13 protein-coding genes are annotated in these 14,363 nt (G+C 71.9%); 11 read left to right on the forward strand and 2 right to left on the reverse strand.

Annotated features, from left to right (window positions below):
* The first annotated feature begins 1 nt into the window (after position 1).
* The 5 genes from gmk (at position 2) to RKD20_RS36420 (ending at position 6,019) form a co-directional block, all read left to right on the forward strand.
* Positions 2–595 carry a guanylate kinase gene (gene gmk / locus RKD20_RS36400; RefSeq protein ID WP_351992403.1) on the forward strand — a complete coding sequence of 198 codons (594 nt, stop codon included), beginning with the start codon at positions 2–4 and terminating at the stop codon, positions 593–595.
* Between the two features lie 65 nt (positions 596–660).
* Positions 661–933: a DNA-directed RNA polymerase subunit omega gene (rpoZ, locus tag RKD20_RS36405; RefSeq protein ID WP_003988945.1), complete on the forward strand. Its 273-nt coding sequence runs from the start codon at positions 661–663 to the stop codon at positions 931–933.
* A gap of 116 nt (positions 934–1,049) precedes the next feature.
* On the forward strand, positions 1,050–2,252 hold the full coding sequence (gene coaBC / locus RKD20_RS36410; protein ID WP_424881401.1) for a bifunctional phosphopantothenoylcysteine decarboxylase/phosphopantothenate--cysteine ligase CoaBC: 1,203 nt from the start codon (positions 1,050–1,052) through the stop codon (positions 2,250–2,252).
* Positions 2,253–2,492: 240 nt separating this feature from the next.
* Positions 2,493–3,701 (forward strand): methionine adenosyltransferase, encoded by a 1,209-nt coding sequence (gene metK / locus RKD20_RS36415; protein ID WP_424881402.1) that lies wholly within the window; start codon positions 2,493–2,495, stop codon positions 3,699–3,701.
* Between the two features lie 155 nt (positions 3,702–3,856).
* Positions 3,857–6,019: a primosomal protein N' gene (locus tag RKD20_RS36420; protein ID WP_424881403.1), complete on the forward strand. Its 2,163-nt coding sequence runs from the start codon at positions 3,857–3,859 to the stop codon at positions 6,017–6,019.
* A 237-nt stretch (positions 6,020–6,256) separates the two neighbouring features.
* Here the strand turns inward: RKD20_RS36420 and RKD20_RS36425 are convergent, their stop codons facing one another.
* On the reverse strand, positions 6,257–6,808 hold the full coding sequence (locus RKD20_RS36425; protein WP_424881404.1) for a hypothetical protein: 552 nt from the start codon (positions 6,806–6,808) through the stop codon (positions 6,257–6,259).
* A gap of 282 nt (positions 6,809–7,090) precedes the next feature.
* Between RKD20_RS36425 and fmt the strand changes: the two genes are divergently transcribed.
* Both fmt and RKD20_RS36435 read left to right on the forward strand, forming a co-directional pair.
* Positions 7,091–8,023: a methionyl-tRNA formyltransferase gene (gene fmt, locus RKD20_RS36430; RefSeq protein WP_424881405.1), complete on the forward strand. Its 933-nt coding sequence runs from the start codon at positions 7,091–7,093 to the stop codon at positions 8,021–8,023.
* Between the two features lie 107 nt (positions 8,024–8,130).
* The gene (locus tag RKD20_RS36435) at positions 8,131–9,549 is read left to right on the forward strand and encodes an RsmB/NOP family class I SAM-dependent RNA methyltransferase (RefSeq protein ID WP_424881406.1); all 1,419 of its coding nucleotides are present in this window, start codon (positions 8,131–8,133) and stop codon (positions 9,547–9,549) included.
* Position 9,550: 1 nt separating this feature from the next.
* Here RKD20_RS36435 and RKD20_RS36440 read toward each other — a convergent pair whose 3' ends face one another.
* Positions 9,551–11,713, reverse strand: coding sequence for an MMPL family transporter (locus tag RKD20_RS36440; protein WP_424881407.1), 2,163 nt, complete (start codon positions 11,711–11,713; stop codon positions 9,551–9,553).
* A gap of 134 nt (positions 11,714–11,847) precedes the next feature.
* On the opposite strand from RKD20_RS36440, the gene rpe reads away from it, so the two are divergent.
* From rpe to RKD20_RS36460, 4 genes are all read left to right on the forward strand, one after another.
* A complete protein-coding gene (rpe, locus tag RKD20_RS36445; RefSeq protein WP_007380668.1) occupies positions 11,848–12,534 on the forward strand; it encodes a ribulose-phosphate 3-epimerase in 687 nt (228 codons plus the stop codon).
* A gap of 78 nt (positions 12,535–12,612) precedes the next feature.
* Entirely contained in the window at positions 12,613–13,656 is a 1,044-nt protein-coding gene (locus tag RKD20_RS36450) for a sugar-binding transcriptional regulator (protein WP_020117433.1), read from the forward strand.
* Positions 13,657–13,696: 40 nt separating this feature from the next.
* The gene (locus RKD20_RS36455; RefSeq protein ID WP_424881408.1) at positions 13,697–14,065 is read left to right on the forward strand and encodes a ribonuclease domain-containing protein; all 369 of its coding nucleotides are present in this window, start codon (positions 13,697–13,699) and stop codon (positions 14,063–14,065) included.
* Positions 14,062–14,361 carry a barstar family protein gene (locus RKD20_RS36460; RefSeq protein ID WP_424881409.1) on the forward strand — a complete coding sequence of 100 codons (300 nt, stop codon included), beginning with the start codon at positions 14,062–14,064 and terminating at the stop codon, positions 14,359–14,361. Before RKD20_RS36455 ends, RKD20_RS36460 begins: the two co-directional genes overlap by 4 nt.
* The last annotated feature ends 2 nt before the right edge of the window (positions 14,362–14,363 follow it).

A 14,363-nucleotide genomic window follows, 5' to 3' on the forward strand; every position in this document is an offset into this window, starting at 1 on the left:
CATGGCTGCAACATTCCGGGGGACGACCCCCGAGCCCCCGGACGTACGTCCGCGGCTGACCGTGCTCTCCGGCCCCTCAGGGGTCGGCAAGAGCACGGTCGTCGCCCATATGCGCAAGGAACACCCCGAGGTCTGGCTCTCGGTGTCGGCGACGACCCGAAGGCCCCGCCCCGGCGAGAAGCACGGCGTCCACTACTTCTTCGTCACCGACGAGGAGATGGACAAGCTGATCGCCAACGGCGAGCTGCTGGAGTGGGCGGAGTTCGCCGGCAACCGCTACGGCACGCCACGTGCGGCCGTACTGGAGCGGCTGGAGGCGGGCGAGCCCGTCCTCCTGGAGATCGACCTCCAGGGTGCCCGGCAGGTCCGTGAGTCCATGGCGGACGCCCAGCTCGTGTTCCTGGCTCCTCCCTCCTGGGAGGAGCTCGTGCGCAGACTCACCGGACGGGGCACCGAGCCGCCCGAGGTGATCGAGCGCCGCCTGGACGCGGCGAAGATCGAACTGGCGGCTGAACCCGAGTTCGATGTGACCTTGGTCAACACCTCCGTCGAGGACGTGGCGCGCGAGCTGCTAGCCTTGATGGATGTTGTGTGATCGTGCCTGCTCATCGAGGCTTGATCATCCGCACTGATTCTTTCCCATCCATCGGAAGGTAGAGCGTGTCCTCTTCCATCTCCGCGCCCGAGGGCATCATCAACCCGCCGATCGACGAGCTCCTCGAGGCCACTGACTCGAAGTACAGCCTCGTGATCTACGCGGCCAAGCGGGCCCGCCAGATCAACGCGTACTACTCGCAGCTCGGCGAGGGCCTGCTGGAGTACGTCGGTCCGCTGGTGGACACCCACGTCCACGAGAAGCCGCTCTCGATCGCCCTGCGTGAGATCAACGCGGGTCTGCTGACGTCCGAGGCCGTCGAGGGCCCGGCGCAGTAGTAGTACTTTCAGCTTTTCGCTGACTTATCCACAGGCCCGGCAGCGCGACTGCCGGGCCTGTGGTGTGTGATGGACCCGTACGCCGCCCGCGTACGTTGCCGAGCCGGGGAGAGACGGTGGACAAGCCGAAGGTCGTGCTGGGGGTCAGCGGCGGCATCGCCGCGTACAAGGCCTGCGAGCTGCTGAGAAGGCTCACGGAGTCCGGCCACGACGTCCGCGTCGTCCCCACCGCCTCCGCGCTGCACTTCGTGGGCGCCGCCACCTGGTCCGCGCTGTCCGGCAAGCCGGTCTCGACCGAGGTCTGGGACGACGTCCACGAGGTCCCGCACGTCCGCATCGGGCAGCACGCCGACCTCGTCGTGGTGGCCCCCGCCACGGCCGACATGCTCGCCAAGGCGGCACACGGCCTGGCGGACGACCTCCTCACCAACACGCTCCTCACGGCCCGCTGCCCCATCGTCTTCGCGCCCGCCATGCACACCGAGATGTGGGAGCACCCGGCCACCCAGGAGAACGTGGCGACACTGCGGCGCCGCGGCGCCCTCGTGATCGAACCGGCCGTCGGCCGACTGACCGGCGTCGACACCGGCAAGGGCCGGCTGCCGGACCCCGCCGAGATCTTCGAGGTCTGCCGCCGTGTGCTGGCCCGCGGTGCCACCGAGCCCGACCTCCAGGGCCGGCACGTCGTCGTCAGCGCCGGCGGCACCCGCGAGCCCCTCGACCCGGTCCGCTTCCTCGGCAACCGCTCTTCCGGCAAGCAGGGGTACGCCCTGGCGCGCACCGCGGCCGCGCGCGGCGCCCGGGTCACGCTGATCGCGGCGAACACCGGCATGCCGGATCCGGCCGGGGTGGACGTGGTCCCGGTGGGGACGGCCGTACAACTGCGCGAAGCGGTCCTGAAGGCGGCCGCCGACGCCGACGCCGTCGTCATGGCGGCGGCGGTCGCGGACTTCCGGCCCCAGACGTACGCGGCCGGAAAGATCAAGAAGAAGGACGGCCAGGACCCCGAGCCCATCGTCCTGGTGCGGAATCCGGACATCCTCGCCGAGATCTCGGCCGAGCGCGCCCGCCCCGGCCAGGTGATCGTCGGGTTCGCCGCCGAGACCGACGACGTGCTGGCCAACGGCCGTACGAAGCTGGAGCGCAAGGGCTGCGACCTCCTCGTCGTCAACGAGGTGGGCGAGCGCAAGACCTTCGGGTCGGAGGAGAACGAGGCGGTGGTGCTGGGCGCCGACGGCAGTGAGACCCCGGTGCCGCACGGCCCGAAGGAGTTCCTGGCCGAAACGGTCTGGGACCTGGTGGTGAGCCGCCTGCACTGAACGCTTCATCCGCTTCTCGGCCCTCACGTACCTCTGTCGCAGAGGTGTGGCGCCTCTGGCCAAGTCCGCTCGGAATTGGGCACAATGCCCGTGCCGCAGGTCACGGCACTCCCGATGGGCGAGACAGGGGGGCCGGTGGCCGAGGGCGACCGATAAACTGTTCTCGGACGATGCCGGGCGCAGCCCCCGAGCCCGTCCGCCAATGATCAGCCAGCAGCCGCTGCAACCCCAGGGAGCGTTGTGTCCCGTCGTCTGTTCACCTCGGAGTCTGTGACCGAGGGCCACCCCGACAAGATCGCTGACCAGATCAGTGACACCATCCTCGACGCGCTCCTCAAGGAGGACCCGGCTTCCCGGGTCGCGGTCGAGACCCTGATCACCACCGGTCTGGTGCATGTGGCCGGTGAGGTCACGACCAAGACCTACGCGCCGATCGCCCAGCTGGTGCGCGACAAGATCCTGGAGATCGGTTACGACTCCTCCAAGAAGGGCTTCGACGGCGCCTCCTGTGGTGTCTCGGTGTCGATCGGCGCGCAGTCCCCGGACATCGCCCAGGGTGTCGACACGGCGTACGAGAACCGGGTCGAGGGCGACGAGGACGAGCTGGACCGCCAGGGCGCGGGCGACCAGGGCCTGATGTTCGGCTACGCGACGGACGAGACCCCGACGCTGATGCCGCTGCCGATCTTCCTGGCGCACCGTCTGGCCAAGCGCCTGTCCGAGGTCCGCAAGAACGGCACCATCCCCTACCTGCGCCCGGACGGCAAGACGCAGGTCACCATCGAGTACGACGGTGACAAGGCCGTCCGCCTCGACACGGTCGTCGTCTCCTCGCAGCACGCGTCGGACATCGACCTGGACTCCCTGCTGGCCCCCGACATCCGCGAGTTCGTGGTGGAGCCGGAGCTCAAGGCGCTCCTGGACGAGGGCATCAAGCTGGACACGGACAGCTACCGTCTCCTGGTCAACCCCACCGGCCGGTTCGAGATCGGCGGCCCGATGGGTGACGCGGGCCTGACCGGCCGCAAGATCATCATCGACACCTACGGCGGCATGGCCCGTCACGGTGGCGGTGCCTTCTCGGGCAAGGACCCGTCGAAGGTGGACCGCTCGGCGGCGTACGCGATGCGCTGGGTCGCCAAGAACGTCGTGGCGGCCGGGCTTGCCTCGCGCTGCGAGGTCCAGGTGGCCTACGCCATCGGCAAGGCCGAGCCCGTGGGTCTGTTCGTCGAGACCTTCGGCACCGAGAAGGTCGACACGGACAAGATCGAGAAGGCGATCGACGAGGTCTTCGACCTCCGTCCGGCCGCGATCATCCGCGACCTCGACCTGCTGCGCCCGATCTACTCCCTGACGGCGGCGTACGGCCACTTCGGCCGGGAGCTGCCGGAGTTCACGTGGGAGAAGACGGACCGCGTGGAGGCGCTGCGCAAGGCCGCGGGCCTGTAGGTCCGTAAGCCCCCTGCGGCTTGCCGCGAGGCCCGGTGTCCCTCTGGGATGCCGGGCCTCGCGGCGTCCTGGGGTGCCGGACCTCGCGGGTCACTGGCCCCTCCCTTCGGGTTCGGGCGCGTCGGTTGTCAGTGGGGTTTGGTAAGAATGCAAGCGTGAGCAGCGAGAACGGGTCGGTCGACGGTGGCGCCGAGGGAGCGCAGCCCGAGCAGCTTGCGCTCATTCGGGAGAGTGTGCGGAACGCCAAGGTGCCGCGTGCCAAGCCGCGGACGTGGCGGGGGGCCGCGCTGGCCAAGGAGCTCCCGGTCGCGCGGGTGCTGGTCGACAAAGGGGTGCTGCATCTCGACCGGTACTTCGACTACGCCGTGCCCGAGGAGCTGGACGCGGACGCGCAGCCGGGGGTGCGGGTGCGGGTGCGCTTCGGGGCCGGGCGGGGGCGGGTCCGGGAAGGGCGGCGTGAGGGCGGGGGGCTGATCGACGGGTTTCTCGTCGAGCGGCTCGCGGAGTCGGACTACTCCGGGCCGCTGGCGGCACTCGCCCAGGTTGTCTCGCCCGAGCCGGTGCTCGGCGAGGAGCTTCTGGGGCTCGCGCGGGCCGTCGCCGACCGGTACGCGGGCAGCCTCGCCGACGTGCTGCAGCTCGCCGTGCCGCCTCGCAGCGCCCGGGCCGAACAGCGGCCTTCGCCCGAGCCGTTGCCGCCGCCCGCCGCGCCGGAGGCGGGGTCCTGGGGGCGGTACGAGCGTGGAGGCGCGTTTCTGGACTCACTGGCCTCGGGGGGCGCGCCGCGCGCGGTGTGGAACGCCCTGCCCGGGCCGGAGTGGAGTGAGGAGCTGGCGAGGGCCGTTGCCGCGACCTTGGCCTCGGGTCGGGGCGCGCTGGTCGTCGTGCCGGACGGGAGGGCTGTCGCGCGCGTCGACGCCGCGCTGACCTCGGTGCTGGGCGAGGGACGGCACGCGGTCCTGACCGCCGACGCCGGGCCCGAGAAGCGGTATCGGGAGTGGCTGGCCGTGCGGCGGGGCGCGGTGCGGGCCGTGGTCGGGACGCGGGCCGCCATGTTCGCCCCGGTGCGGGACCTGGGACTCGTCGCTCTGTGGGACGACGGCGACGACAGCCACAGCGAGCCGCACGCCCCGCAGCCGCATGCGCGCGAGGTGTTGCTGCTGCGGGCCGCGCAGGACAAGTGCGGTTTTCTGCTGGGGAGTTGGAGCTGCACAGTCGAGGCGGCGCAGCTCGTGGAGAGCGGGTGGGCCCGGCCGCTCGTGGCCTCGCGGGAGCAGGTGCGGGCCGTCGCCCCGCTGGTGCGGACCGTCGGCGACCAGGATCTCGCGCGGGACGAGGCGGCGCGGGCGGCTCGGCTGCCCACGCTCGCCTGGCAGGCCGTCAGGGAGGGCCTGCGGCACGGGCCGGTGCTCGTGCAGGTGCCGCGGCGGGGGTACGTGCCGCGGATGGCCTGCGCCAACTGCCGGGAGCCCGCGAGGTGCCGGCACTGTGCCGGACCGCTGGAGGGGCAGGAGTCCGCGGCGGCGCTGCGGTGCGGGTGGTGCGGGCGCGAGGAGAGCTCCTGGCACTGTCCGGAGTGCGGGGGGTTCCGGTTGCGGGCGCAGGTGGTGGGGGCCCGGCGCACCGCGGAGGAGCTGGGGCGGGCGTTTCCGGCCGTTCCGGTGCGGACGTCGGGGCGTGAGCATGTGCTGGACACCGTGCCGGGTGCACCGGCGCTGGTCGTGAGTACGCCGGGTGCGGAGCCGGTCGCCGAGGGCGGGTACGCGGCGGCGCTGTTGCTGGACGGCTGGGCCATGCTCGGGCGACCCGATCTGCGGGCCGGGGAGGACGCGCTGCGGCGGTGGATCGCGGCGTCGGCGCTGGTGCGGGCGCAGGAGGCCGGGGGCACCGTGGTGGTGGTCGCCGAGCCAACGCTCCGGCCCGTGCAGGCGTTGGTGCGCTGGGACCCCGTGGGACATGCGGTGCGGGAGCTGGGGGAGCGAGCCGAGTTGGGCTTTCCGCCGGTGTCGCGGATGGCCGCGGTGTCGGGGACGGGGGAGGCGCTCGCCGAGTTCCTGACGGCCGCGGAACTGCCCGAAGAGGCCGAACTGCTGGGGCCCGTGCCCTTGCCGGTGACGGGGGCGGCGGGACCTCGGAGGGTGGGGGCACCGCCGGTCGGGGAGCAGTGGGAGCGGGTGCTGGTGAGGGTTCCGCCGGGGCGGGGGGCCGCGCTGGCGGCTTCGCTCAAGGCCGCGCAGGCTTCGCGGATGGCTCGGGGCGGAGGGAGCGGGGGCGAGGGAGCGGTATGGGTGCGGATCGATCCCCCTGACATCGGGTGACGTTGGGAGTGGGAGCGGGGGCGCGGAGGGTGGTGCGGGCGGGGGCGTCGGACCATCCCGGCCGAGGGGGGACTGGGGTCCACACGGCCCCGGCGATCTGCGACGGTCGCTGGAGGGGAGTCTGACCGGTCTCGGGACCGGCGTACGACCGATCGCGGAACGGCCGTACGCCAGGTGGGCCCGGACATGCGTCTGCCCTCCCGGTCGTGAGGTGGGAGGGCAGAGAAGGGAGACGGGTCAGCCGTTGCGGGGGCCGGGGAGGGCGGTGGGCCTTGCCTCCTCGCGCAGGGCGGGGCTGCCCGCGGTGGGCTGGGTCGGCATGGAGCGGGCCGCGGGGACCGTGGGAACCGACGGCACCGTGGGGATACCGGTGTTGACGCTGACCGTGCGGCTTCCCGACGGCTCCGCGGCGCGCTCGGCGTCGGCCGTCGCCTGGGCCGCGGCGCGGCGGGCGCCGTAACGGCGGTGGACCGCCTGCTTGGTGACGCCGAGGGCGGAGCCCACCGCGTCCCACGAGAAGCCGAGCGAGCGGTCGAAGTCGACCGCGGCCGTCACCAGGGTCTCGACGCTGTCCCGCAGTTCCTGTGCGAGACGGACCGTGGGGGCGGGGGCGCGTCCGTAGACGACGAAGCCCGTGGAGGGACCGGAGCGGCGCGGGCGGTAGACGTTGCCCAACTGGGCGGTCAGGGTGCGCAGTGCGTCCACCTGCCGGCGGACCCGCTCGATGTCCCGCACCAGCAAGTGCAGGCTGGCCCGAGCCTGGGCGTCGTGGGTTGCGTGGTCGGCCATGAACAAGCCTCTCGAACCGGCGTTGAAAAGGATGGGGCCGCGATCGCGGCCCGTTGTGGTCAACTCTTTCTTGACCAACGCGTTTACGCTCCGCTGGTCACGCAGAGGGGGCGTACCGGCATATGCGTGCGCCGGGGGTCGGGGGTTCGCGCCTTGATCGGGAACACGGGCCTCGCCCGTGGGGTCCCGCTCCGGCCGTGCGGCTGTCGGAGCTCGCCATAGACTTGTGTGTCGCCCGTCGTCACCCGTGCGAGTCACCCGTCCGAGAGGCCCTGCCCACCCATGAAGCTCGTCTTCGCCGGTACCCCCGAGGTCGCCGTTCCCGCCCTGGACGCTCTCATCGCCTCCGGACGGCATGAGGTCGCCGCCGTCGTCACGCGGCCGGACGCACCGGCCGGGCGGGGACGCAGGCTGGTCGCGAGCCCGGTCGCGGAGCGGGCCGAGGAGGCGGGGATCGAGGTGCTGAAGCCGGTCAAGCCGCGGGACCCGGACTTCCTCGAGCGGCTCCGCGAGATCGCCCCGGACTGCTGTCCCGTCGTCGCCTACGGCGCCCTGCTGCCCCGAGTCGCCCTCGACATCCCCGCCCACGGCTGGGTCAACCTGCACTTCTCGCTGCTGCCGGCCTGGCGTGGGGCCGCTCCAGTGCAGCACTCCATCATGGCGGGGGACGAGATCACGGGCGCCTCGACCTTCCTCATCGAGGAGGGCCTGGACTCCGGGCCCGTCTACGGCACCGTCACCGAGGAGATCCGGCACACCGACACCAGCGGTGACCTGCTGACCCGGCTGGCCTTCGCCGGGGCGGGGCTGCTCGCCGCGACCATGGACGGCATCGCGGACGGCACGCTGAAGGCCGTACCGCAGCCGACCGAGGGCATCACCGTCGCCCCGAAGATCACCGTCGAGGACGCCCGGGTCGACTGGGCCGCGCCCGCGCTGCGGGTGGACCGGGTCGTGCGGGGGTGCCACCCCTCGCCCGGCGCCTGGACGACCTTCCGCGGCGAGCGGCTCAAGCTCATCCAGGTCCAGCCGGTTCCCGACCGCACGGATCTCGCCCCCGGCGCGCTCGCCGTCGGCAAGAACAGCGTCCACGTCGGTACCGGCTCGTACGGCGTGGAACTGCTGTGGGTGCAGGCACAGGGGAAGAAGCCGATGAAGGCCGCGGACTGGGCGCGGGGAGCCAGGATCTCGGAGGGGGAGAGCGTCGGCGCGTGACGGGGCCGGCAGGGTGGCTGCGGCCCCGCCCCTCGGAGGGTGACGCACCCCCCGGCGGACGTACTCTTGGGGGCGTCAGCAGACCTTGAACCCGGAGCACCTTTTTCGTGAGCGAGCAGCCCCGTCGGCCCCGCAAACCCGGCAAGCCCTACCGTCGGCCCCAGAAGGACCCCGTCCGCTTCCTCGCCTTCGAGGCGTTGCGGGCCGTGGACGAGCGGGACGCGTACGCCAACCTCGTCCTGCCGCCGCTGTTGCGGAAGGCGCGGGAGAAGGACGGTTTCGAGGCGCGGGACGCGGCGCTCGCCACCGAGCTCGTGTACGGGACGCTGCGGCGGCAGGGGACGTACGACGCGATCATCGCCGAGTGCGTCGACCGGCCGCTCCGTGAGGTCGATCCGCCGGTGCTGGACGTGCTGAGCCTCGGCGCGCACCAGCTGCTCGGGACGCGCATCCCGACGCATGCCGCCGTGTCCGCCTCCGTCGAGCTCGCCCGGGTCGTGCTCGGGGACGGACGGGCCAAGTTCGTCAACGCCGTACTGCGGAAGATCGCGCAGGACGACCTCGACGGATGGATCGCGAAGGTCGCTCCGCCCTACGACGACGATCCCGAGGACCATCTCGCCGTCGTGCACTCCCACCCCCGCTGGGTCGTCTCCGCGCTGTGGGACTCCCTCGGCGGCGGGCGGGCCGGTATCGAGCGGCTGCTGGAGGCCGACAACGAGCGGCCCGAGGTGACTCTCGTCGCCCGGCCGGGGCGGTCCAGCGCCGAGGAGCTGCTGCGCGAGGAGTCCGCCGTACCGGGGCGCTGGTCGCCGTATGCCGTACGGCTGGCAGAGGGCGGCGAGCCCGGGGCCGTCGACGCCGTACGCGAAGGCCGGGCCGGAGTGCAGGACGAGGGCAGTCAGCTCGTCGCGCTGGCCCTCGCGAACGCGCCTGTCGAGGGACGGGACGAGAAGTGGCTCGACGGGTGCGCGGGGCCGGGCGGCAAGGCCGCGCTGCTCGCCGCGCTCGCCGCCGAGCGCGGGGCGATGCTGCTCGCCTCCGAGAAGCAGCCGCACCGGGCCGGGCTCGTGGCCAAGGCGCTCGCCGGGAACCCGGGGCCGTATCAGGTGATCGCCGCGGACGGGACCAGGCCGCCGTGGCAGCCGGGGAGTTTCGACCGGGTGCTGATGGACGTGCCGTGCACGGGGCTCGGCGCTCTGCGGCGTCGGCCGGAGGCCCGGTGGCGGCGTCGGCCGGAGGACCTGGAGGGGTTCGGGCCGCTGCAGCGGGAGTTGCTGAGTACCGCGCTGGACTCCGTCAGGGTGGGTGGGGTGGTGGGGTACGCGACCTGTTCTCCTCACCTTGCGGAGACCCGGGCGGTGGTGCAGGACGTGTTGAAGCAGTGGCCGACGGCTGAGCTCGTCGATGCGCGGCCGTTGTTCCCCGGGGTGCCTGAGCTGGGGGACGGGCCTGATGTACAGCTGTGGCCGCATGTGCATGGGACCGACGCCATGTACATGGCGATCATCCGCAGGACAGGGTGATCTAGTCGTTCGTCCGCTGCGCCGTCGTGGCTGGTCGCGCAGTTCCCCGCGCCCCTGGGTGGGTCGACTCATCCCCCTCCTTGGCAAGCCTGTGAGGCCACCACACCTTTGCGCCCACGTCCAGGAACAGGGCTGTGACCAGGACCGACCGGACGATGAACGTGTCCAGCAGGACACCCAGCGCCACCGCGAAGCCGATCTCCGCGAAGCCGACCATCGGGAGGGTGCCGAGGGCGGCGAAGGTGCCGGCCAGGACCAGGCCGGCGGAGGTGATCACCGCGCCGGTCGCGGCGAGCCCGGTGACCACGCCGGGACGGGTGCCCGCGCGGGCCGCCTCCTCGCGGATGCGGGTGGTCAGGAAGATGTTGTAGTCGATGCCGAGCGCCACCAGGAAGACGAACACGAACAGCGGGAAGTCCGTGGACTCGCCCGCGTAGTCGAAGAGGTGGCGGAAGGCCAGGGCGCTGATGCCCAGGGCCGCCGTGAAGGACAGGATCACCGTCCCGATCAGCAGCAGCGGGGCGATCAGGGCGCGCAGCAGGCCGCACAGGATCAGCAGGACGACCGCGAGCACCAGCGGGATGATCAGCAGATTGTCGTGCGTGGTCGCCCTGTCCATGTCCAGCAGGGCGGCCGTACCGCCGCCGACCTGGGCGTCGGCGTCCGGGACCGCGTGGACGGCGTCCCGGACCCGCTCCACCGTCTGTTTCGCGGCATCGCTGTCGGCCGGGGCGGTCATCGTCGCCTCGAAGAGGACCTTGCCCTCGAACGACGGTTTCGTGCCCGGTGGCAGACCCAGGGACTCGGGCACGACTCCGCGTGTGCCCGCGACCGCCTCGCCGACCTGCCGTGCCTGGGCCTGGTTGCTGACGACGACCAGGGGGTCGCCGCTGCCCGCCGGGAAGTACCTCGCGGACACCTCCTGGCCGACGATCGAGTCGGGTTTCCCGGTGAACGCGTCGGCGTTGCTGATGCCCTCCGCGCGCAGCTGGATCAGGCCGAGCGAGCAGACCCCGAGGACCAGGGCCGTGACCGCCCAGACAAAGCGCGGGCGCCGGGCGATACGGCGGCCCGTGCGGGCCCAGACGCCGGAGTCCGTGCGGCTGGGGGAGCCGAAGCGCGGGGTCGCCGGCCAGAAGAGCCAGCGGCCGCAGATCACCAGCAGGGCCGGGAACAGCGTCATCATCGCCAGCAGGGCGACCGCCACACCGATCGCGGCGACGGGGCCGAGCCCCCGGGTCGAGTTCATCTCGGCGGCCAGCAGGACCAGCATGCTGAGGATCACGGTCGCGCCGGAGGCGATCACCGCCGGGCCCGCGCGGTGCAGGGCTCGGGCCATCGCTTCGTGGCGGTCCTCGTGGCTGTGCAGTTCCTCCCGGTAGCGGGCGACCAGCAGCAGGGCGTAGTCCGTCCCCGCGCCGAAGACGAGGACGGTGAGGATGCCCGCGCTCTGGCCGTTGACCGTCAGGCCCGCGTGTCGCGCCAGCAGGTAGATGAAGGCCTGCGCGGTGAACAGGGCGGCGACCACCGAGAGCAGAGGGACGAAGAGCAGAGTGGGGCTGCGGAAGGTGATGAGCAGCATGACCACGACGACGCCCATCGCCGCCAGCAGCAGCGTCGAGTCGATGCCCTCGAAGGCCTTGGAGAAGTCCGCGGAGGTGCCGCCCGGGCCGGTGACGTGCACGGCGAGACCGTTGCCGCCCTTGCCGACGACGTCACGGATCGAGTCGACCGCGGGCGCGATCTCCTGCCAGCCCTTCTCGTCCATGGTGATCGGGACGAGGATCTGGGCCGCGCGCGGGTCGCCCTGCCGGTCGTAGATCGGCCCCCGGGTCTCCGGGCCGCGGATGCCGTGCGCCGTGAGCTGCTTGATCTCGGCGGCGTCCTTGGCGATCGCGGCGCGTTCCTGCGGAGTGAGGCCGCTGTCGCGCGCGTAGACGACGACCGCGGGGATCTGCTCCGGCCTGAAGTCCTCGGAGATCTGCAGGACCTGGGTCGACTCCGCGGAGCCGGGCAGCCAGGAGGCCGCGTCGTTGTCCTGGGCGTCGGTGAGCTTGGAGGCGAGGGGCGCCGTCAGGAACAGCACCACCAGCCACAGCGCCAGTACCACCCACTTGGCACGCCGTCCGCAGACGTAGTGCGCGATGCTCCTGTTCCCGGTCATGGCCACCCCCGGCGCCACCAGTCGAGCCGATCAGCCGCCCAGCATGGCACGCACAGGTCGTCCACAACATCCGATGAACGGCTTAGGTCTGGACCGGCGCGCCCGTTCGCGCTCCGGCATGGGAGGCTTGGGGCATGGCCGCGCAGATCAATCCCAGCATCCTGTCCGCCGACTTCGCCCGTCTCGCGGACGAGGCGAAGGCGGTCGAGGGAGCCGACTGGCTCCACGTAGACGTCATGGACAACCATTTCGTCCCGAACCTCACGCTCGGGGTGCCGGTCGTAGAGTCTCTGGCCCGTGCGACGGACACCCCGCTGGACTGCCATCTGATGATCGAGGCCCCCGATCGCTGGGCGCCCCAGTACGTAGAGGCGGGGGCCTCCTCCGTCACCTTCCACGTGGAGGCGGCCGCCGCTCCGGTCCGGCTCGCCCGGGAGATCCGGGCCAAGGGTGCCCGCGCCTCCATGGCGCTGAAGCCCGCGACACCGATCGAGCCTTACGAGGACCTGCTCCCCGAGCTCGACATGCTGCTGATCATGACGGTCGAGCCCGGTTTCGGGGGACAGGCTTTCCTCGACATCATGCTCCCCAAGATTCGCCGGACCCGCGAGTTGATCAGCAAGCATGGTCTTGAGCTGTGGCTCCAGGTCGACGGCGGCGTCTCGGCGTCCACCATCGAGCGCTGCGCCGACGCGGGCGCCGACGTCTTCGTCGCCGGGTCGGCGGTCTACGGGGCGTCCGACCCGGCCGAGGCGGTACGTGCATTGCGCAACCAAGCCGAGGGGGCGACCGCGAAGGCTTCGTGGGCGTGCGACCACTGAGCGTCAGGAACGTGAACGGCTCCGATCAGGGCTGATCAAGTGCGCCGGATCTGCAAGGATGAACGGCGAATCCAGAGTGTGAACAGCAGTGAGGAGAACGCCGTGTCGGGTATGTCGGCGGGCCGGTCAGCCATGCGGATGGGACCCGCTGAGCTGGTGCAGGCGGCGGCCATGGCCCGCCGCTTCTACCTGGAGGGCAAGTCCAAGATCCAGATCGCGGAGGAGTTCGGCGTCAGCCGCTTCAAGGTGGCCCGGGTCCTGGAGACCGCCCTCGAACGGGATCTCGTCCGCATCGAGATCCGCGTGCCGGCCGAGCTGGACGCGGAGCGCTCCGACGCGCTCCGGGCCCGCTACGGCCTCAGGCACGCCGTCGTGGTCGAGTCCCCGGCCGAGGCCGAGGAGACCCCCGACCCGGAGAACCTGGGAGAGGTGGCCGCCGACCTGCTCGGCGAACTGGTCGACGAGGGCGACATCCTGGGCCTGGCCTGGGGGCGCTCCACCATCCACATGGCGGCCGCCCTCGACAGGCTCCCGCCGTGCACGGTGGTGCAGTTGACGGGCGTGTACGACGCCGGGACCGCCGAGCGCGGTTCGGTGGAGGCGGTACGGCGGGCCGCCCAGGTGTCCGGCGGGGACGCCCACCCCATCTACGCGCCGATGCTGCTGCCGGACGCGGCCACCGCGATCGCGCTGCGCAACCAGCCCGGGATCGCCAGGGCCTACGAGTACTTCGACAAGGTCACGGTCGCCTGTGTCTCCATCGGCTCCTGGGAGCCGGGCATCTCGACGGTGCACGACATGCTCAGCGACGAGGAGCGCGGCCACTACGCCTCGCTCGGAGTCGCCGCCGAGATGTCCGCGCACCTCTTCGACGCCGAGGGCCGCAGGGTCGGGCGGGACCTGGGCGAGCGGTGCATCACCGTCAAGGCCGACCAGCTCCGCCGTATCCCCGAGGTCGTCGCGATCGCGGGCGGGCAGCGCAAGGCGGCCGCGATCGACGCGGTGCTGCGGTCCGGACTCGTCACCAGCCTGGTGACGGACACTTCGGCCGCGGACTACCTGATGACGGCGGGGACACCGCCGAAGCCGGCGCTGAACAGGGCGGACCCTGACGGGCCCTGACGGAGGGTCAGGAGGGGACGGCCGTGGCAGCATCGAGCGCATGCTGCTGCGGTTCGTCTCCCGAATGCTTCTGTGTCTACTGGTCCTGACGGGGTGTTCGGCCACCGGCAACGATCCCTCGCGGGGCGGCGGCCTGGCCACCGTCCAGGAGTCGAAGCTCCCGGCCGAGGCCCGGCAGACCCTCGAACTCATCGACCAAGGCGGCCCGTTCCCGTACCAGAAGGACGGCGCCGTCTTCGGGAACTTCGAGCGGCTGCTGCCCGCGCACCGGCGTGGCTACTACCACGAGTACACCGTCCCCACGCCGGGCTCGCGCGACCGCGGGGCCCGGCGGATCGTCACCGGGCAGGGCGGCGAGGTCTACTACACCGATGATCACTACAACTCGTTCAGGGCGGTACTGAGATGACGGCACGCGTGGTCACGCTGGACCTCGACGGGGTCACGGACAAGGCGGGCCTGATGGACCGCTGCGCCCGGGACCTGCGGCTGCCGGACTGGTTCGGCCGCAACTGGGACGCGCTGGCCGACGTCCTGTCCGACCCGGGCCTGTGGTCCGGGGACGGCGTCGAGGAGACCGTCGTGGTCGTACGGCACTGGGACCGGTACGCCGAGACGCGGCCGGACGACTGGGCGACCGCGCGCGAGGTGTTCGCGGAGGCGTCCGCGCTCACCGTGGCGCTCGCCCTTGGAGGTTCGTCCTAGGG

It is taken from the genome of Streptomyces sp. SLBN-8D4 (assembly GCF_049739545.1).
Lineage (GTDB): Bacteria > Actinomycetota > Actinomycetes > Streptomycetales > Streptomycetaceae > Streptomyces > Streptomyces canus_C.

Excerpts from the sequence above, each read along its gene's own strand:
- gmk (WP_351992403.1), top strand. The coding sequence starts at position 2 with ATGGCTGCAACATTCCGGGGGACGACCCCCGAGCCCCCGGACGTACGT.
- RKD20_RS36425 (WP_424881404.1), bottom strand. The coding sequence starts at position 6,808 with ATGGCCGACCACGCAACCCACGACGCCCAGGCTCGGGCCAGCCTGCAC.
- fmt (WP_424881405.1), top strand. The coding sequence starts at position 7,091 with ATGAAGCTCGTCTTCGCCGGTACCCCCGAGGTCGCCGTTCCCGCCCTG.
- RKD20_RS36440 (WP_424881407.1), bottom strand. The coding sequence starts at position 11,713 with ATGACCGGGAACAGGAGCATCGCGCACTACGTCTGCGGACGGCGTGCC.
- rpe (WP_007380668.1), top strand. The coding sequence starts at position 11,848 with ATGGCCGCGCAGATCAATCCCAGCATCCTGTCCGCCGACTTCGCCCGT.
- RKD20_RS36455 (WP_424881408.1), top strand. The coding sequence starts at position 13,697 with ATGCTGCTGCGGTTCGTCTCCCGAATGCTTCTGTGTCTACTGGTCCTG.
- RKD20_RS36460 (WP_424881409.1), top strand. The coding sequence starts at position 14,062 with ATGACGGCACGCGTGGTCACGCTGGACCTCGACGGGGTCACGGACAAG.